Source organism: Methylovorus glucosotrophus (assembly GCF_009858335.1).
Taxonomy (GTDB): domain Bacteria; phylum Pseudomonadota; class Gammaproteobacteria; order Burkholderiales; family Methylophilaceae; genus Methylovorus; species Methylovorus glucosotrophus.
On record NZ_VMSE01000001.1, the window covers coordinates 375,346 to 395,357 of the forward strand.

11 protein-coding genes are annotated in these 20,012 nt (G+C 56.8%); 2 read left to right on the plus strand and 9 right to left on the minus strand.

Features of this window, described 5'->3' with window-relative positions:
- Window positions 1–56 precede the first annotated feature (56 nt).
- Window positions 57–860 (plus strand): 2OG-Fe(II) oxygenase, encoded by an 804-nt coding sequence (locus FNL37_RS01680; protein ID WP_159354913.1) that lies wholly within the window; start codon window positions 57–59, stop codon window positions 858–860.
- A gap of 72 nt (window positions 861–932) precedes the next feature.
- Here the strand turns inward: FNL37_RS01680 and ligD are convergent, their stop codons facing one another.
- The gene (ligD, locus tag FNL37_RS01685) at window positions 933–3,545 is read right to left on the minus strand and encodes a DNA ligase D (RefSeq protein ID WP_159354914.1); all 2,613 of its coding nucleotides are present in this window, start codon (window positions 3,543–3,545) and stop codon (window positions 933–935) included.
- 9 nt (window positions 3,546–3,554) lie between these two features.
- Complete coding sequence (gene ku, locus FNL37_RS01690; RefSeq protein ID WP_159354915.1) at window positions 3,555–4,436, minus strand: non-homologous end joining protein Ku; 882 nt, start codon at window positions 4,434–4,436, stop codon at window positions 3,555–3,557.
- A gap of 604 nt (window positions 4,437–5,040) precedes the next feature.
- Here ku and FNL37_RS01695 point away from each other — a divergent pair.
- The gene (locus FNL37_RS01695) at window positions 5,041–5,616 is read left to right on the plus strand and encodes a hemerythrin domain-containing protein (RefSeq protein ID WP_013443275.1); all 576 of its coding nucleotides are present in this window, start codon (window positions 5,041–5,043) and stop codon (window positions 5,614–5,616) included.
- Window positions 5,617–5,727: 111 nt separating this feature from the next.
- Here the strand turns inward: FNL37_RS01695 and FNL37_RS01700 are convergent, their stop codons facing one another.
- From FNL37_RS01700 to FNL37_RS01730, 7 genes are all read right to left on the minus strand, one after another.
- Window positions 5,728–6,186, minus strand: coding sequence for a hypothetical protein (locus FNL37_RS01700; RefSeq protein WP_159354916.1), 459 nt, complete (start codon window positions 6,184–6,186; stop codon window positions 5,728–5,730).
- A gap of 178 nt (window positions 6,187–6,364) precedes the next feature.
- The gene (locus tag FNL37_RS01705; protein ID WP_159354917.1) at window positions 6,365–7,366 is read right to left on the minus strand and encodes a hypothetical protein; all 1,002 of its coding nucleotides are present in this window, start codon (window positions 7,364–7,366) and stop codon (window positions 6,365–6,367) included.
- Entirely contained in the window at window positions 7,363–8,805 is a 1,443-nt protein-coding gene (locus tag FNL37_RS01710; protein WP_159354918.1) for a hypothetical protein, read from the minus strand. The genes FNL37_RS01705 and FNL37_RS01710 overlap by 4 nt, the downstream gene beginning before the upstream one ends.
- A 321-nt stretch (window positions 8,806–9,126) precedes the next feature.
- Window positions 9,127–11,961, minus strand: a complete 2,835-nt coding sequence (gene treY / locus FNL37_RS01715; RefSeq protein ID WP_159354919.1) for a malto-oligosyltrehalose synthase — start codon at window positions 11,959–11,961, stop codon at window positions 9,127–9,129.
- Window positions 11,958–13,913, minus strand: coding sequence for a malto-oligosyltrehalose trehalohydrolase (treZ, locus tag FNL37_RS01720; protein WP_159354920.1), 1,956 nt, complete (start codon window positions 13,911–13,913; stop codon window positions 11,958–11,960). The genes treY and treZ overlap by 4 nt, the downstream gene beginning before the upstream one ends.
- Entirely contained in the window at window positions 13,885–17,484 is a 3,600-nt protein-coding gene (gene treS / locus FNL37_RS01725; RefSeq protein WP_159354921.1) for a maltose alpha-D-glucosyltransferase, read from the minus strand. The genes treZ and treS overlap by 29 nt, the downstream gene beginning before the upstream one ends.
- The gene (locus FNL37_RS01730) at window positions 17,485–19,638 is read right to left on the minus strand and encodes an alpha-1,4-glucan--maltose-1-phosphate maltosyltransferase (protein WP_159354922.1); all 2,154 of its coding nucleotides are present in this window, start codon (window positions 19,636–19,638) and stop codon (window positions 17,485–17,487) included.
- Between the last annotated feature and the right edge of the window lie 374 nt (window positions 19,639–20,012).

Consider the following 20,012-nt stretch of genomic DNA (forward strand, 5'->3'; position numbering starts at 1 on the left):
CCGTCTATCGCACATCATGGTGTGTGCCTGCACTACGAAAGACGCAAGGAGCATTGATGCAAACAGTCAGCCTGACCCTTCCGATTGATACACAGGATGGGCCCTATCTGGAAGAGTCACAAGCCATCGCCTGCGGGGAAACACTGGCCAGCCAGTACCAGTCAGGGGAGCCATTTCCGCATATCGTCATTGATAATTTTTTACCGGAAGCGCTGGCTCAATCCATCCTTGACCAGTTTCCGCGCGAGCAGACCAGCAATGAAAAAGTCTATGAGCGTGGTTACCGTGGCCTGCATAAGCGGCAGATCAGCCCGAATGCCTGCAACCGCGAGCTGCGTGAGGTGTTTGCCTTTGTAAACTCGGCGCCTGTGTTGCTGTTCCTGCAAAAAATGACAGGCATAGATGGCCTTATTCCTGACCCCTATTTCAACGGTGGCGGTTTTCATGAAACCAGTCGCGGTGGGCTGCTCGGCGTGCATTCGGATTTTCGTATCAACAAGTCCATGCATCTGGAGCGCAGGCTCAACATGATCATTTATCTCAACAAGGATTGGCAGCCGGAGTACGGTGGCGACCTGGAGTTGTGGGACACGAAAATGACCAAGTGCCTGAAAAAAGTCGCGCCCATTTTCAATCGCTGTGTGGTGTTCAATACCGACGAAGATAGCAATCACGGGCACCCTGAACCGCTCAATACCCCGGACGGCATTACCCGTAAATCCATGGCGCTTTATTACTACACGGCGTCCAAGCGCATTTACGAAGACATTGAAGTGCACAAGACCAACTACAAGCCACGCCCGCGCGATAAATTCAGCCTGCGTTATTTGTGGGAGCGGATACGCCCTAATCGTAGTTAGTCTGCGCTGACCAACGTGAAAAAAAGGGGGCAACACTGCCCCTTTTTCTTTTATAAACGACCAGCGCTCTCGTCAGGTAAACATCTCCAGCATGGCCGTGGTGATGTGTTGCCGCAGGCGTTCATAATCCTGCCAGGGATCCTGTTTCTGACGCGCAAGGCGCTCTGGCAGATTGGCGATAGTGAAAGCGTCCGAGCGTACCCCCATGTTCAGCTCCTCCCATGAAATAGGCACCGACACGGTAGCGCTTGGTTTGGCCCGGCTGGAGTAAGCGGCAATCGCTGTCGCCCCAGGCGCATTGCGCAGATAGTCGATGAACACTTTGCCGGTGCGCTTTTCCTTGGACATATTGGAAGTAAAGCGATCGGGTAATTGCTTTTCAAGATATTGCGCTGCCGATTTGCTGAATGCCTTGATTGTCTGCCAGCTGTGTTCGGGCACAATCGGGATCACGACGTGTACGCCTTTACCACCGGTGGTTTTGACGAAGCTCTCCAGGCCTAGCGCCTGCAGCAATGCATGCACCAGTTGTGCGCTCTCCACCACGGTCGTCCATGGGAGGGCTTCATCCGGGTCAAGGTCGAAAATAATGCGATCCGGTTGTTCCAGATGCTCCTCGCGCGAGCCCCAGGTGTGTATCTCCAGCACGCCCATTTGCACCAGGGAAATAAGCGCTGGCAGATCATCCACCACCATGTAGTCATCTGAAAATCCGCTTACCGGCACCTGTATGCGCCTGACATTGTCGGGGATGGTCATGGCGGCATGTTTCTGGAAAAAACACTGCTGACCAGCGCCTGTCGGGCAGCGCACCAGCGACAAGGGGCGACCTTGCAGCTGCGGCAATATCCATGGGGCGATTTCTTCGTAGTAATGCGCCAGATCCTGCTTGGTCAGTCCGGCCTGCGCGAACAGAATCTTGCCCGGATGGGTCAGCCGCACACTGGCGATTTCGCGGACGGAGCCACTGCGCTGTGGGCGTTGCTGGCCGGATTGCTCTGGGGAAGATGCCGCATCTTCGGTTGACGGCGGCGGGTTGGCCGGGGTTTCGTGCACGATTTCACGGGCCGGTTTGTCCTGGCGCAGGCCGACAAAAGCCGCGTGCCGCACGATCTGGCTGTCTGTCCACTGTGCGAAACGCACTTCGGCTACCAGCTTGGGCGTGAGCCAATGGACGCCTCGCATTTGCAAGCCGGTCAGCTTGCCGGTAAACGGCGAACTTGCGCGTTGCAGGCGGCTGAACTGCTTGCTCACCTGGGCTAGCGTGGTTTCGGTAAAGCCTGTTCCCACGCGCCCGGCATAATGCAGGGCACCTTCGGCGTCATACACTCCCAGCAGCAGGGCGCCAAATCCCTGGCGACTACCCGCTGGATCGGTATAGCCGCCGATGACAAACTCCTGCCGCAAGCCACATTTTATTTTCAGCCAGTCCTCCGTGCGTCGCGGCTGATAAGGGGATTCCGCGCGCTTGGCTATGATGCCCTCAAGATCATGCAGACAGGCATGGTCGAATACTTCAGGAGCATTGCCGACAATATGGTCGCTGAAGTGTAAGGGAGAGGGGGCCTGGCTATCGTCAGCTGCGCGTTGAAGCACTGTCTTCAGTAGCGCTTTGCGCTTGATCAGCGGCTGGGAGCGCAAGTCGTGACCGTTGAGGTACATGAGGTCAAATACAAAATACGCCAGTGTCGCGGCGCTATTGGCTTGCATGGCGTCTTGCAGCGCCTGAAAACTGATCTTGCCATTGGGTTGCAACGCCACCAGTTCGCCATCCAGCCAGGCTTGATCGATTGGCAATTGTTTGAGCGCATCGGCAATGCCTTTCCACTTTGCCGTCCAGTCGTGGCCATTGCGCGAGTAAAGCTTTACCTCCCCATCTTCACAGCGCGCCAGCATGCGGTAGCCGTCAAATTTTACTTCTGTAAGCCAGTGCTCACCTATGGGTGCTTTTTTCGCCAGCAGCGCCAGTTGAGGTTGCATGGTGGTGGGCATGGGCTGCGTTTTTCCGACTTCGCCATCAAGGTCAGGGGATGCCTGGTGCGCGCCAGCAGACCGGCGGCTACTCGATGTTGAGGCTACCGAGACGCGGCGGACCTTGTCCGAACTTTTCAATGGCCGGTGAGTATCGCCACTGAACAGTTTGCGTATGCTCTCCGGCCGATTTTCGGTGATGTTGGCCTGCTCACCGCTTTGCGCCACGTCATCCTTTTCCTTGATCAGCAGCCAGTTTTCCTTTTCGGAAGAACCCTCGGCAGGCTTTCCCCCCATCCGCACCAGTGCCCATTTGCCGGATAGCTTCTCACCATGCAGCATGAATTTGAGCGCACCTTTCTGGTAACCAACGTGGGGATCTTCCAATGGCTCCCAGGTACCACAATCCCACAAGATGACCTTGCCCGCGCCGTATTGGTGTTCGGGAATCTGCCCTTCAAAGTGCCCGTATTCCAGCGGATGATCTTCCACATGTACCGCCAGTCGCTTTTCCTTGGGGTCCAGAGTGGGACCTTTGGGTATTGCCCAGCTTTTCAGCACGCCATCCAGCTCCAGACGGAAGTCATAGTGCAAGCGCCGCGCATGATGGCGCTGGATATAAAAAGCCAGCGTGTCGCCAGTCTCGGCGACCTGGCCAGCCGGTTCCGGGGTGATATTGAAGTTACGCTTTTGCCAGTAATGATTCAGACCCATGATGCGCTCCTATCGGCGAGTGGCTTTACGGCGTGCGGGTGGTTCCTCAGCTTTTTCCGCCTTGTTGCCGGACGACTCTTTTGCCGGCTTGATGCGGCCGCCTATGCTTTCTTTCAGTAGCGCCATCAGGTCCACAATATTGCTGGTGGATGTATCGGCAGGTGTTTCATCCTCCGGCTCCATCAGCGCATGGGTTTGCTTGTTGCGGATTTTCTTTTTCACCAGCGCCATGATGTCTTCGCGGAAACGGTCGTGAAACTGCTCCGGGTCCCACGGTTCCGTCATGTCTTCAACCAGGGCATGAGCCATCTTGATTTCCTTGTCACTTACGCGCACCTTGGGCGCATCTTCACCGGGCATCCCCAGTTCTTCTGGCGGACGGATATCCTCTGCATATCGCAGCATATTGAGCACGATGACCTGATCCACCACCATGAGGGCGGCCAGATGCTGCTTGGTGCGCATGACGATCTGCGCAATGCCAATGCGGTCGGTGGTTCTGAGGGTTTCGCGGAGCAAGGCATACACTTTCTCGCCACCTTTGGCAGGCTTGAGGTAGTAGGGCTGCTCAAAATACAGGGGGGAAATTTCATCCACTTTCACGAAGGCCTGAATATCAATGGTCTGGGTGGCTTCCTTGTTTGCCTGGCGAATTTCGGCATCGGTCAGCACTACATACTCGCCTTTTTCATACTGATAACCTTTGACGATATCTTCGGTGTGAATCTCCTTGCCCGTGGTCTTGTTATAACGTTTGTACCCCACAGGCGAAAAGTCACGCCGGTCCAGCATGTCCAGATCTATGCCCGGCGCGTTGTGCGAGGGATAAAGCTCCACCGGGATGTGTACCAGGCCAAAACTGATGGCCCCTTTCCATAGAGCACGTGGCATATCGTTTCCTGAGCGTTAACAGACGGAGTAAATACGGTAGAGAAACCGGCAGCGCAAAGTGACTGCATGCTGCAATCCTATTCTTTGGTAGAGCGAGTCCCTAGTAGTCCTGGGCTGAAATCTCTGTCGGAATATCCCTAACAGGCCGAATGGCTTGAATAGGAAACCCCGAACTGGCGCAATACAAATCGCATGCGCAAAAGAACATTATCTTCAAGAATGTAAAGGTTAGGCTGGGTGGGCAGGACTTGCCAGCCTGATCGCTGAATAACTAAAATATTATGCAAGTTAGCCGCGCACCTTATTCAACAATCAGGAATGAGAAGGCATTCTGCATATCATGTTGAACGACGATCCCGAGCCAAACGAAAAACCTGCAAAGTGGTATCACATCTATTTCGTGGAGTTATGCATTGCCATATTTCTGCTGTTCATGGCACTGCTGAATCATTTTTTCGGATGAGCATCCGTATCTGCCACTGACGCTTTTTCGTATCAATCTCTACAGTATTTCCTACATGGCAATCAGCTTTATCTGCTGGTTGAGACTGACCGCTGGTGACACTCTGAAGGGGCATTAAAAACCCACCTTGAGGAGATGAAAATGACGTTACCACGACAAGCAGATGCGACCGTGAAATCCACCACCCGCCGCACAGCGCAGAAGAAAGACGTGATCGAGCAACTGGTTGATGATCACAAGAATGTGAAAAAGCTGTTCAAGCAATACTCCAAGCTGGCCGAGAAAGAAGACATCGAAGGCAAAACCCTGGTTGCCAACCAGATCTGTCTGGAGCTTACCGTGCACGCCCGTGTGGAAGAGGAAATTTTCTATCCGGCTGCGCGTGCGGCGATTCATGACGACGATCTGCTGAATGAGGCGGTGGTAGAACACAGCACCGCCAAAAGCCTGATTGGCCAGATTCAGTCCATGAATCCTTCTGATCCCATGTATGACGCCAAGATGACCGTGCTTAGCGAGTACATTGACCATCACGTGGAAGAGGAAGAAACAGAAATGTTTCCCAAGGTCAAAAAGGCCAAGGTTGATCTGGAAGAGCTGGAAGTCGAAGTAAGCAAGCGCCGTGGTCAACTCATGGCGGAAGTGGTCAATGCCGAAGGGGGCATTGATATCAAGAAGCTGAAAGCGGCGGTTCAGCAAGCCATGCCCAAGCACTAGGTGCGACGCAAATAAAAACAGGAGCCTTTGGGCTCCTGTTTTTTTGTCTGTCTCTCGGATTCTCCAGGCGGGCAGAAGTGGGTACTTTGTTTACTTGACTCGGCTTGCTATTTACTTGGCGTTTTCGCGGATCACAAAACCACCCGGTGGAGGTGCTATCTCGGGAATATCCTTGGCTGGGGTATCGGGTTTTTCATCAATGATCTCCGGTTGCGGCTCGGTGGGGGCCGGGTCAGTTGGCGGATACGCCTTGTGCGGATCGGGGGTCACGGTTTCTGGTGGATGCTGCCGATAATCAGGGTCCGCAGTGGGCGGATTGGGTTGATCCAGTACATCAGGATCCTGTGGCGGCGGCGTTTCAGGTTGTTTTTCACGCGGATGTTTTCCAGCATCCGGGAAAGCCTGCCCTCCGGATACGTTTTCATTTTCCAGATTATCGTCGTCATTGCGGGCATCGGCATCAGCCGGGCAAATGCCGAATTCCTTCAGGAAATGATCAGACGGGAATTGCCAGCGCGGAGGATGTTGAAAGCGGGAAGCAGGCGCGCCTGCTATGTAGGATGAATGCATGATGGTCTCCAGAAAGGGTGGAAGTCAGCATTCACCTTAAATGGGGACAGGGAGACGAGGCATCAGAGAGTGGCTGCTCTGTGCGTCAGATTTTATGTAGGCATAGACGCCTGTATCGTGTTTGGACTAAATCCTATACCTGCCATTGTGCCCGTAAGACAGGGTTGACATCGGCTGCTCAAAGCCCGGATTTCCAGTACCAGATCAGGCTGCCTGACAAGCCTGCTTCCCCCGCTCCCGGCATGGGCTCGCCCAGACGCAGGCGTACTTCCCGCATGTTGATGCGCGGGCACAGCCAGACGCCCTCACGTGGGCAAGCCTCGCCGGATAATGCGGAAAGCCAGGGTTCATCGCCCGCTGCGTTTTGCTGGGCCGCCGTGACGAGGCGGGTATCCACCAGACCACCGCCGGTATCGGCCACGCGCTCTACCAGCGTCCATACTGCAGGTTCGAGATGGTTGTAACGAATACCATCTGGAGTGCGGCCTATATTGGCCATGCTGGCTTCGGGCGCGTCTGGCAACGCCGGGATGAACTGGGCACAACTGTATGCGACATCCGGCAGATAAACCCCGGACTTTGGCACATCTTCTCCGGTGGCGCACTGGTAAAGCGGATTAAGCTGGTAGGTGGGCCACTCCTTGGGAAGTGTGATATCCCAACCCCGCAGGTTTTCTTTCAGGTCGCCCAGCAGGTCGCCGCGTTTCCAGCCATAACGAAACGTAGGCCCGATATTGGCCGCGTATTTTTGGGCAATGCCCTGTTGTCGATAAAACTCCTGCAAGGGGTTGAAGCCGAGGCGGGCAACCAGTGCAGGCTCTTCCATCCAGCCATGCCAGTAATCGCTGGCACCGCGGATATCGCTCTGAATCGCTGCAGGTGCCCACACACCTGGATCGCCTTTGCTGATGCGATGGTGGATTTCACGCATGTGCAGCAATGTGCGGATGAGATTGGGTAAGACCCGGTTACCCCATACGATATCCACCTGTGTGCCCGGTTCGCGCTGGCGATAGTTGGAAGGGATATGCCGCATGTAGTCGTCATAAGCGAGTTCGGCTACATCTACCATGCATTCCCAGGCGTTCAGCATCCTGGCGAAATAACGCGGACTGCTGTATTGCTCTTGCAGCCAGATTTCCTGCGGGATCAAAGGCGTTTTGAGGTCCATGCTGCTCATTTGGAGTCCTTGTCCGACGTGGTGGGCCATTTGTGTTGCAAGACAGGCACGCCGATGAGCCTGGGGTTGCCTGGGTTGTAAGGGTTGTAACCCCAGTGTGTGGGCCACCGCTTTTGCAAGTGTTCACTCTTGAGATCATAAGGATCGAGCAGTATCTGCAGGCCTCCGCCTTCCAGGGTATAGCCAGTGCCGTACATCTCCTGCGAGGCGCTGATACCTTGCCAGCCTTTGAGCGTGGTGCCTTCCGGCACCTGGTATGTCATGAACTCGCCATTACTTTTCCAGATGCGCCACACGCCAAACTTACGCCGCCATTCGTCTTTGCTGGTGATGGCGTCGAACTCGTCTTTGCTGGTCCACCACTGACCGCTGGCAAATGATTTTTCTGTCGGATCTACAATCCGGTACAGCACGGTGCCCGGAGGAAATTTGGCTGGCATCACATTGCCGTGAAAATTGGCAAACTCGTACTGGATATTGCGCGGGTATCCCTTCTGTATCATCTCGTCGGCATTCGCCGGCATTTCATCCAGCCCCGGGTATTGGGGGCGCACCAGGCCCTTGTCCACCCAGACCGGCTTGGCCTTGTCCATGGCTTCTTTTTCCATGTGCATGAGCCGGGGACCCTGGGCTGCAGGGGCGGCGGTTTTCAGCGCCCGTGCCTGTTCCTCATCCAGTCGCTTGGCCAGTTTCTCCAGCCATTCCAGCAAGGGCCTCACAATGCGCCCCATGATGCCATTGGCGCGTTCTCGTACGGCCTTGATCTCGCGCTGCAGTTGCACGACCTTGTGCTGGGTGGTGGTATTGCCATAGCGGCTGACGTAATCCAGCAGTTCGTTCAATGTCTGATGCAGGTTGTCGAATGCCGTCAGCAATTCGTTTGCGGTGATGGTTTTGGAGAGCGCCCTCACCTGGGTTGCCAGCCAGCCATAGGGGTTGGTGATTCGCATGGTTTTGAGCGTTTTTCTGACGATGCCGCTGCTCATGTGCACATTCAGCCGCTGAATGCTGCGCTCTACAAAGGGAGATAGTGCATCCCACACATGCGTATTGGCTCGCATGGCCTTGGGAACGCCATGCCTCGCATAGCCAAACAGGATTTTGAGGCAGCCCTTGAGCAGCGAACCCAGGGTGGGGAAGAGACCCAAAAGCGTGAGGCAGAGTGCAAACCAGTGCCAGCCGTTATTGGGGTCTTTATTGATCTGTTTGCAATTGGCGATCAGGTCGCGCACATCGCAGACCTGATCAATGAGCGGCACCATCGAAATGATGGTGCCGGTTGCGAGCTGGGCGTTCGATTGATCAGTCTCGCCGAAATCTCCCTGCAAGACTTCCCACAGCCACTGCACTGTCTGCTCGCTGCCCTCATTAATGCCATCCACCCAGCCGGCTGGAGCGGCTTTCAGGGTTGCCAGTGCCACCTTCAGCTGTTCCCACATCGTCACGGCCTCCTGCCAGGGAGGGCATGACGGCCGAGACCTGCCATCCATAAAGGCAGGCGCAGGTGAGTGACAAGGGGAGGCAGAGTTCTCAGGAAGGGCATGCATCGTCTCCGTCAATTGAGAGGCGAGTCAACGTGACTGGCCTACGCAAGACGATGATGCATAGGATTTTTAAACGGCGGCATTGCCCTAAAGGGCTAGCTGATGTCTGCCAGCCACCGGTTAAGGATTTTTATGACACGAATAAGCCCTTACTGCAATCCCGCGCGGCGCCAGGCAGGCAATGTCGATGCGTCGCGCGATGAACTGCCTGGCCAGTTATTCCGGTTCCAGCAGCAGAACGGCCAGCGGTAAAGTGGCAAACAGCTCTGCCAGGGGCAGGGTGTTGTCCTCCGCCAGGTGCACCTTGCCCGTCAGGATATCGCGATAACGGCCGGGCACGCGCAAGCCCTTTTCCAGCCGGGTGTCGTGCCAGTTGGCCAGAGTCAGGCTGCCATGGTCGGCGAGCAAGGCATGGCAAAAGCGCGGTACCACCACCAGCAGGCACTGCTCATCATGCTGGCGCTGAAATGCCACCACCTTGTCGGCATGCATGCCTTGCGCATACAGCGCCTGGTAATCGCCAGCTTCAAACAGCGCAGCATGCTGTTTGCGTAGGCCAAGCAGCCGGTGGATGATGGCTTGCTTGATTCCGCCCTGGCGCCAGTTGGCGAGCAAGACCGGGTTGGTCGGCGCATGGTTAGAAGTCGCATGATGCGTGGTTGCATGCAAGGTCTGGGCGCGCAGGGCGTAATCGACCGGGCGACGGTTATCCGGATCAACCAGGCTCAGATCCCAGAATTCGGTGCCCTGGTACAAGTCGGGGATGCCGGGTACCGTCATGCGCAATACCGTCTGCGCCAGGCTATTGATCGCCCCGGCGGGCGCAATCAGCTCCGTGAATTGAACCAGTGAATGCAAAAATTCACTGCTCTCCACCGGATCAAGCAGGTGGCGCAAAAAGTCGGCGCATGCTTCCTCATAGGGCTCATTGGCCTGCACCCAGCTAGACATCCATTTTGCCTCACGTATGCTTTTGATAAACCAGGCTTCCATGCGCTCGCCATATGCCTTCAAGCCTGCGGGATCGTTCACCTGCAAATCAAACGGCCATGCGCCTACCAGCATCTGGTACAGCATGTACTCATGCGTGACGCGCGGAGCGTCATACGCCACGAATTTCATTTCCTGGGGGAATACGCGGGTGTGAAAGCGCTGGTTCATTTCTATCCACCGCTTTACCTGCTGCTCCCATTGCATGGGTACCTGGCTGATGACCGCAATGCGAGCACGCACATCTTCGCCACGCTTGTGATCATGGGTCGCCGTGGCGAGCAAATTGGCCGGATACATCGCCAGCCGCCGTTGGCAGGCATCATGAAAGGCGGCCATATCCAGCGTGAACATATCGGGGTCGCTACCCACTTCATTGCGGGATACCAGCCGGCCGAAGCGGTAAAACGCCGTGTCTTCCATGGACTTGGCGCATAAAGGCGGCATCAGTTGCTGGAAGCGGGTAATCGCTCGCTGCGACAGGTCGGATATTTCCGGCGACGGCGCGTCATGGATCAGATCCCCACGCAACCAGCTGAAAATGATGTCCACCAGTGGCTTGTCGACATGGCCCAATGTGCGTCTGGCCTTGATGGCCGTGCTTTCAAACAGTTCCTCATCCTGGGCATCCATGCCACCCACCGTGACATAGCTGCGATACACCGGAAAGTGCACCAGTATCTCGGTAAACACGCGCCGGATCGAGGCCAGCGAATAATCGCGCGTATGCAGGTCAGCGCGGGCGATGGCATGCAGGGCATGTACTGCTGCCTCGAATTCGCTCACCAGATTTTCGGATAGCAACTGGCGACGCGCCTGCTCCACATGCTGATGAAAGGATTTTTCATTCTGGCTTAACTGATGCCACAGGGCGTTCAATGGCTGAACCCCTTGCGGGTCATGCAGCAACGCCGATACCTGATCCATGAACTCATAGCCGGTGGTACCGTCCAGCCCCCATCCCTCGCGCAGCCATTCGCCGGGCGCCAGGATTTTTTCGGCTATCATGTAGACCGGCGTACGCAGATGCGGCGGCCGGTTAGGCATCAGGCCTTCCAGTCGCGCCCGCAGCTTGCGGCAATAATCCTGCGGTTGGGCCAGCCCATCAATATGGTCCAGTCGCACCCCATCAATCAGGCCCTGCGCGTACAGCTCAAACAGCAGCGAATGCGTGGCTTCAAACACTTCATCCAGTTCTACCCGTACCCCCGCCAGCTCGCTCACTTCAAAAAAGCGGCGCCAGTTGATCTGGTCCGAGGCATTGCGCCACCAAGTAAGGCGGTAGTGCTGTTTTTCCAGCAAGGGATGCAGTTTTTCTATGCCCTGGTCCGAGTAGCTGGCCAGGGCCGTATTGATGGCCTCCTCGACTTCCGGATGCAGACTGAGGGTCGCCAGCGCGGCCAGCACCTGGTTGACCTGTGACTGTATGTCCAGAAAGGGCAGGCTGTAGTCTATGCGTCTAAACTGCGCGAGCAGTCCCGCAACGCCAGGGTGATCGGCCCCTTGCAAAATATCCGCATAGTCGGCCAGCGCAATGGGAAAGGCATTGTCAAAATAGCGCGCCTGTATGCGTTGGGTCTGGCGGTCATACTCCAGATGGATATCTCCCTGGTCGATCACCACGCCATAAGCATCACCTAAAAAAGGCGCGAGAATCTTGTTGTGCAGATAAGGGTCGGGCGAATGCCAGTCGATATCAAACCACATGGCATACGGGCTATGGCGCCCCCACTCGAAAACATGCTGCCACCACGGGTTATCGGCACCGCCTACTCCCATGTGATTGGGCACGATGTCCACAATCAGCCCCATGTGGGCATGGCGCAGCGCTTCGACCAGCCGGGCCAGGCCTTTGCGCCCGCCCAGCTCGGGGTTGATCTGCGTCGGGTCCACAATGTCGTAGCCATGGCTGGAATTGGGTCGCGCCGTAAAAATCGGCGACGCATAAATATGGCTGACACCCAGGGAGGAAAAATACCCCACATGTTCCAGGGCATCGGCAAAGGTAAAGCCCTTGTGAAACTGCAGGCGCAGCGTGGATAGCGGATGCTGGGGTGTCATGGTCGCGATTCTCCGGCGACTGGGCTGGCCTCGTTATCCCTGCCCAGCGGGCCTTCCAGCAATACCAGGCAGCTATAAGCACCCAGAGTGCCCTGCATTAATGCTTCATGGCGGTTGCCCACATTGAGCAGGGTTTGCGCCAGTTTGTCTTCGGGCCACTGCTCGCCGAAATGCACGGGGCTATCGCCCAGATTCAGCAGGATTTCCAGCGTGGCCCCATTGCCCAGACGCCAGCGTGCCTTTACCGCTGCCGGGCCGATGGCATAGGCCGACAAGGTTCTGGTGTGTTCCAGATAAGGGACGATATGCTGGTGGCGGAGGCTCAGCAGCTGCCGTATCCACGCTTGCCATTCCGACGCGCGATTGATGTCCGGGTCGTGGCTGCCGGCTGGCCGGGGAATGGAGGCGTTAAAACTTTCGATGTCATTCGGGTTGGGGATTTTTTCCGCAAAGCTCGCCTTGGTAAATTTCTCGAAGGTGGAGAATTCACGGCGCCGCCCTTCCCATACTGCCGCTGCCAGCTCGGGATTTTCATGATCCGTGAAGTACAGAAAGGGCTGGGTAGCACCGAACTCTTCGCCCATGAACAGCAGCGGAATCTGCGGGCTTAGCAGCACCAATCCCATGGCCGCCCGCAAGGCCGGTTCGGGAACCAGCGTGGTCAGGCGCTCGCCAAAAGGGCGGTTGCCGATCTGGTCATGGTTTTGCAGAAACAGCACGAAGGAGCTCAGTGGCAAATGCTGACTGTTTTCGCCCCGCACTTCGCCTTGCCGATGTTGCGAGACTTCGCCCTGATAGACAAACCCTTCCGCCAGGCAGCGCGCCAGTTTTTCCGCCGCATGCTCTGCGTAGTCCGAGTAATAGCCTTCGGTTTCACCGGTCAGCAGCACGTGCAGCACATGGTGGCCATCGTCATTCCATTGGGCGACAAAGCGGTCCCCCAACAGGCTGGCCGCATTGTCGTCGTTTTCTGCGACCAGATGCACATGGCGTTTGCCCTGATAGTGCTCGCGTACCTGCTTGATGGTATCGCCCAGCCAGGCTTTGTTCCAGATGGCGTGGCAGGCATCAAAGCGCAGGCCGTCAAAGCGATACTCTTCCAGCCAGTAGTAAATGTTGTCGACAAAAAACTGCTGGACATGCGGCTCGGCAAAATCAATGGCATCGCCCCAGGGCGTTTTGTAGGCATGATTGAAAAATTCGGGCGCATAGTGCCACAGGTAATTGCCATCGGGGCCGAAATGGTTGTAAACCACGTCCAGGAAGATCGACAGCCCCAGTGCGTGGGCTTCATCCACCAGTGCCTTGAGTTCATCCGGCGAGCCATAGCTCACATGCGGGGCAAATTGCAGCACGCCGTCATACCCCCAGTTATGTGCCCCGGGGAAACTTGCAATCGGCATCAGCTCAATCGCCGTAAAGCCCATGCCGGCCAGTTCAGCCAGTTTGGCACGCACCCCGACAAAGCCGCCCATCACGCCGGCATGGGCTTCATAAATCACGGTTTCATGCCATGGACGGCCCTTCCATTGCAGATGGCGCCAGCGATAGGCTTGTGGATCGACCACCACACTGCTGCCATGTACGCTGCCCGTTTGCCTGCGCGAGTAAGGGTCGGGCACCAGAAGTTCGTTGCCTTCCTTGTTGATGGCGCGATAACGGTACTCCGTGCCCGCACCACATTCGGCCTGTGTGCTGAACCAGCCTGTATTGGCCTCCTGCTGCATGGGGATGACGGTGCCCTTGTCGAGAATCAGGTCGACCTGGCGTGCATGGGGCGCCCACAGGCGGAACTCGGTTTCGGCCAGACTGAGCAGCTGGGCGCCACCGGCAAGCCGATAGCGGAAGGTATTGCGCGATGGCGGGTCAGATGCGTGATCGAGCCAGGGGTGGGCTGAGGTGGGCATTACGTTTTCCTTGGGGTTACTTTTCATCATGGTGAGGTTTGTCATGCGCCAACTCTTCCAGCAAAGACTTCAGTCCTTCCAGTGGCACCTCAGTCCAGGAGGGCCTGTGCATCAGTTCGTAGGCGATTTCATAGCCCACTTTTTCGAGCTTGTAGAGCTGTAGCAGCGCCATATCCGAGGCATGGGCATAAGCCCCTGCATTCAGGCTCTGCTCTGGCTGACTCAATGGGTGAGGCAGGGCGTGGTCAAAATAGCTTTGCAGGAAGGCCGTTTCGGAAATGTCCTTGTAGCGTTGCAGAATCTGCCGGCGGGGCAAGCTGCCACCACTGCTGGCGTAGAGTTCGCTTTTTTCGATAAAGGCCGCGACATAGGAAAACGAGCGGATCAACCCGGCGACATCGCGCAAGGGGTTGTCTTTCTGCCGCCGCTCGGGCAGCGGGCGGGCTGGTTCACCTTCAAAGTCAATGATCAGCACATCTTCGCCCACCACCAGAACCTGACCGAGGTGAAAGTCGCCATGAATGCGTGTCAGCGCTTGACCGCGGGCCTGGTCTATCAGCGCCTCCACGCGGGCAAACACTTCTTTTTGACGTCCTAGCATGTCGGGCAGCAATTGCGGATCTGCCAGATTGTCTGCCTTGAAATGCGCCAGCCCGGCAAATGCCTCGCGCCATTGCTGAACGATGCGCTGCTTGAGGGCGGTAATGTCGGTCTTGCCCATCTGCTGCGGCTTGAAGGCTTCGTGCACAGTGGGCAGTGAAAGCAGGTTGTGCAGCTCGGCCAGCCGTTTGCCAAGCGTGGCGGCAAAATTCTGCAGCTCTTTCATGGCATTGGTGTCTTCCGGTGCCAGGGCTTGCGCGGCGATATCCGCGGCATTCAGCTGCTGGATGGCAATGCCCAGGCGATCGATGGTCCATTGCCAGGCATCGCCCTGATTGTGCACATAGGCCTGCATGACAATCTGGGTGTAGCTTTCACCCTCGGCATTGGTAAACGCCATATGCCCTAGCAAGGCGGGCGTGTTGTGGTAACCCAGTTCATCCAGCCGCTGGGCCATTTCCAGCTCGGGGTGCGTGCCGGGCTGGAAATGCCGCACCATTTTGACGATGGCAAGATCATTGATAATCAGCGAGCTGTTGGATTGCTCTGCATGCGGGCGACGGATATCGAGCCCGGGTTTGCCCTCGCTGGTCTTGAAATCCAGCGCGTCAAAGCTGGCGGTGGATTCAAAGCGCAGCTCGCGGGCGCCTTCACGATACTGGCCGGAATGCCGGAACTGCTCCAGCAGGGTAAGCGCAAACTCATCCATGCAATAGGCATCGACCAGCAAGCCAACTTTGGCGCCCTGACGTACCCGGCAGATCACATGTTGCTGTATCACCGTGGAAGTGGACATCTCTTCCGGCACTATGCCCAGCGGCATGAAAAACCAGGCATCGCTATTGCTGGCGGCAACGCTCACCAGCAGAAAATCCGCGGCGCTGTTGTCTGGTCTTGGCAAATGGCTGAGGTATTGCAGATGCACGGTCATTGGCCCCTTGGCCTGACCGGCAGCTTTTTTGCCAGTGTCGGCGTGGCTGGCAAACCAGCGCTGACGTGCGAGGTAGGCCGGGAATATTTCGGTTTCCAGGCGTTGCTGCAAGCGGGGCTGCATGAGGTCATGTATGCCGGCGTTGAGCACCAGGGTGCGGTATTCGGGGGCGATGAAAGGCACGGCACTCAGACGCGATGGCGTGGCCAGCGGGCTTTGCTCGTTGCTGAGACGGAACCAGTAAAAGTCGTAGGGCGCCAGCGTCAGCACATATGGCGAGGGGCCGATCACGGGAAACTTCTCCCCCCCCATCAGCTCGGTGGGCGTATAGCCTGCATATTCCGAGAGGTCGAGCTCCACCGCCTGCGCGGTACTGCCGACATTGGCCACGCACAGCAAAATCTCGTCACTCAGGGCCTTGATGCTGGCTGGCTGGTCAGAGGGTGTCTCGCCCGGCTTGGCCTCTCCCTGGGTTTTCTCCGGTGGCGGGGCGCTATTCGCACGTGCATCCGCCGTCGGGTCAAACGCAGTATTGGGGCTGCCATGCTCCAGAATGTCCTGCGGCTTGTACTCGCGCAGATAAGCGAGAATCTTGCGGTTGGCCGGGTATAACAGCCGGAAACTGCCGCGGCCAAAGGCATAGAACTGCTTGCGCACGGCCAAGAGGCGGCGCATCCAGTTAAGCAGGGAATGCGGGTCCGCGCTTTGTGCTTCCACATTCACGGCCTGGTAGCCGTAAAGGGTATCCATATTCAGGGGCAGCACCAGCCGCGCCGGGTCGGTAAGGGAAAAGCCGCCATTGCGATCCGGTGTCCATTGCATGGGGGTGCGCACACCATCGCGATCCCCGAGATGGATGTTGTCGCCCATGCCAATTTCGTCACCGTAATAGATCACCGGGGTGCCAGGCATGGAAAGCAGCAGGCTGTTCAGTAGCTCCAGGCGGCGGCGATCACGCTGCAACAGCGGGGCGAGGCGGCGCCGTATGCCAACATTGAGCCGTGCCCGGTTATCCGCGGCGTAAAAGTTGAGCATATAGGCCCGCTCATTGTCGGTGACCATTTCCAGCGTCAGTTCATCGTGATTGCGCAGGAAAATCGCCCATTGGCAATCACTCGGAATATCCGGCGTCTGCTGCAGGATATCGGTAATGGGGAAACGGTCTTCCTGTGCCAGTGCCAGGTACATGCGCGGCATGAGCGGGAAGTGAAATGCCATGTGGCATTCATCGTTATTGCCGAAGTAATACTGCACATCTTCTGGCCACATATTGGCCTCAGCCAGCAGCATGCGATCGGGGTAGCGCTGATCTATGAACTGCCGGATTTTTTTCAGGATCTGGTGGGTTTCCGGCAGGTTTTCATTGGAGGTGCCTTCGCGCTCAATCAGGTAGGGCACGGCATCCAGTCGCAGGCCATCCACCCCCAGGTCCAGCCAGAATTCCATGATGCTCATGACCGTATTGAATACGCGGGGATTGTCGTAATTGAGATCGGGCTGATGCGAGAAAAAGCGGTGCCAGTAAAAGGCATTGGCCACCGGGTCCCAGGTCCAGTTGGATTTTTCGGTATCGGTAAAAATGATACGGGTCTGGCTGTAGGCGGTATCGGTATCGGACCACACATAAAAGTTGCGCGCAGCCGAGCCCCGCTTGGCCTGCCGTGCACGCTGAAACCAAGGGTGCTGATCCGAGGTATGGTTGATGATGAGCTCGGTGATGACGCGCAGCCCGTGCTTGTGGGCTTCGGCGATGAAGCGCTTGACGTCAAACAGGTTGCCGTAATCCGGATGCACACCGCGATAATCGGAAATATCGTAGCCATCATCGCGGCGCGGTGACGGGTAGAAGGGCAACAGCCACAGGGTATTCACGCCCAGGCTGACGATGTAATCCAGCTTCTGGATCAGGCCGGCAAAATCGCCTATGCCGTCATTGTTGCCGTCAAAAAAGGATTTGACGTGCACCTGGTAAATCACGGCATCCTTGTACCAAAGCGGGTCGCGCGTGAATTGCAGTGCGCTGCTCCGGCGGTCGGTCCGTTTCTTGTCGGTGGTCTTTTTGTCTGTATGTTTGGAGGTAGGCATTTATCGGTTCCCGGCGTCCAGACGCCAAATGGCAAAGGGGCGATCAGCAGGGTCCAGGGTGATGGTCTGGAATTTTCCCTGCCAGCGGGTGGGCTGGTTTTCCCACAGGTCCAGCACGTCCACATCGGCGTCGTCCACCAGGCCCAGCAGGTAAAGCGGTATCTGCAGCGTGGCGCTTTGGGTGGCGTGCGGGTCCAGATTGATGGCGACCAGTACTACCGTTGCGCTGGGGCGGGTGACGTCGCGCTGGCCGGTCTTGGAGAAAAACAGCACCTGATCATTGCTGCTGGGGTGAAAGCGCACCCCCAGATGCGTTTGCAGTTGCGGGTTTTCGCGGCGAATCTGGTTGAGTCGGCTGATCTCGGCCACGATATTGCCCGGGCGCTGCCAGTCCCAGGCGCGGATTTCATACTTTTCCGAATGGTTGAATTCCTCACTGTCGGGCACGGCATCGGCTTCGCATAGTTCAAAGCCGGACGAAATTCCCCACAAGCCTGACAGGGTGGCGGCGAGTGCAGCGCGGATCAGAAAGCCTGGCCGGCCGGATTCCTGCAGGAAGACCGGATTGATATCTGGAGTGTTGACAAAGAAATTGGGCCGGAAGAAATCGGCAATTTCGCCCTGCGCCATTTCCTGCAGGTAATCGGTCAAGCCCTGCTTGTCATTGCGCCAGGTGAAGTAGGTATAGGATTGGCTGAAGCCGGTTTTCGCCAGCCGGTACATCATTTTTGGCGTGGTGAAGGCTTCGGACAGAAACACCACATCCGGGTGTTGTTCACGCACGGTGCGCAGCAACCATTCCCAGAACGGCAGCGGCTTGGTGTGTGGATTGTCCACGCGGAATATCTTCACGCCCTTGGCAATCCAGTGCAGCAGGATATTGCGCAAGGCCAGCCACAAATGCGGAATCGCCTCTGGCGCATAAAACGCCACATTCACAATGTCTTCGTATTTCTTGGGCGGATTTTCGGCATGACGCAGCGAGCCATCCGGCCGCCAGTCAAACCATTCCGGGTGTTGCGATATCCACGGGTGGTCAGGCGAGCACTGGATGGCAAAATCCAGCGCGATTTCCATACCGTGCAGGCGCGTCTGTTCCAGCAGGTGATCCCAGTCTTCCCAGGTGCCAAGTTGCGGATGCAGGGCTTCATGCCCGCCTTCATGTGAACCGATGGCATACGGGCTTCCGGGGTCGCTGGGCTGGGCGATCAGCGCATTGTTGCGGCCTTTGCGATGGGTGAGGCCGATGGGATGTATGGGCGGGAAATACAGCACATCGAAGCCCATGTCGCGGATGGCCGGCAGACGGGCAACGACATCCTGCAGGGTGCCATGACGCTCGGTATCCCCGCTTTGTGAACGCGGGAACATCTCATACCAGCTGGCAAAGGCGGCGGCAGTGCGCTCCACCATAAGGGGAAATTTGATGCTGCGCGCCATGAAGTTTCTGGGGTCCAGCGTTTCCATCATGTGGGCGACATCGCCGGACAGCAGCAGGCTGAGCTTGACCTGATCGCGCCCCGAATAGCTGGAGAGATCGAGCCCGCTGCTATCCACCTGTTGCAACTCAGCCTGCATGGCGCAAGCAGCAGTGATTTCGGGCGATTCCAGGGCGCACACCAGCCGCGCAAGAAACTCCTTGGCGTTCAGCGCATTGCGGTGATCGGCAGGGCCGCCATTCGAATGGGCGAGGTATTTGGCAATGAGCAGGCGGCCTTCTTCAATTTCAAGTTCCACTTGCAGCCGTGCTTGCGCTTTTTTGCGCAGATTGGATACATAGGTACCAAATTCGTCGTGCCAGGCTTCAATGAAAAAATAGTGGCAGCCAATGTCTGGCGGTACAAAACTCGCCTGCCAGCGATCATTTCCCAGACTCTGCATGGCGATGTAGTGCGGCCGTCCGTCCTCTCCGCTATGCCAGGCCAGGCACACGCGCAACAGGTCATGGGTATCCATGAATACGTCGGCACTCACTACCACGGCTTCCTGCTGCTGGCGCTTGACGGCAAATCGCCCGCCATCCACGCAGGGGGTGACGTTTTCAATGGCAATGCGCGAGCGATGCAATATCGCAAAGCGATATTCCAGTACGGCCGCTTCCTTGCTCTGTTGCAAGGGGTCGGGGGTGTGATCTAGGTCTTCCGGTAACATCATCTTCAATGCTTTCCCAGGCTGAGATCCTGTTGAAAAAATGAGGGGTCATTCGCAAGCCGCCTTTTCCCCTGCCATGGCTCTGCGGACAGAGGCACATGACGGACACTGCATGCGAAGGGGCTGGAGTAATTCGGCCGGATGCGTCAGGTGGAATGCATCAACTTAAGCGTTGCATCACCTCAAGTTAAGTGCGGTATTCATTGCCTGACTCGGGCCGCAGGGCTTGCACTTGTAGCCTAAAGGCTGGGGATGGGAAGGGCTGTAGGAGAAAATTGGAAACGTATGTAAGGATAGTTTGAGGTAAAACCCATGGCGGATCTCACCCTTACGCCTGACAAAAAGTTCTGACAAAACATTGGCGCATTCCCTGACAG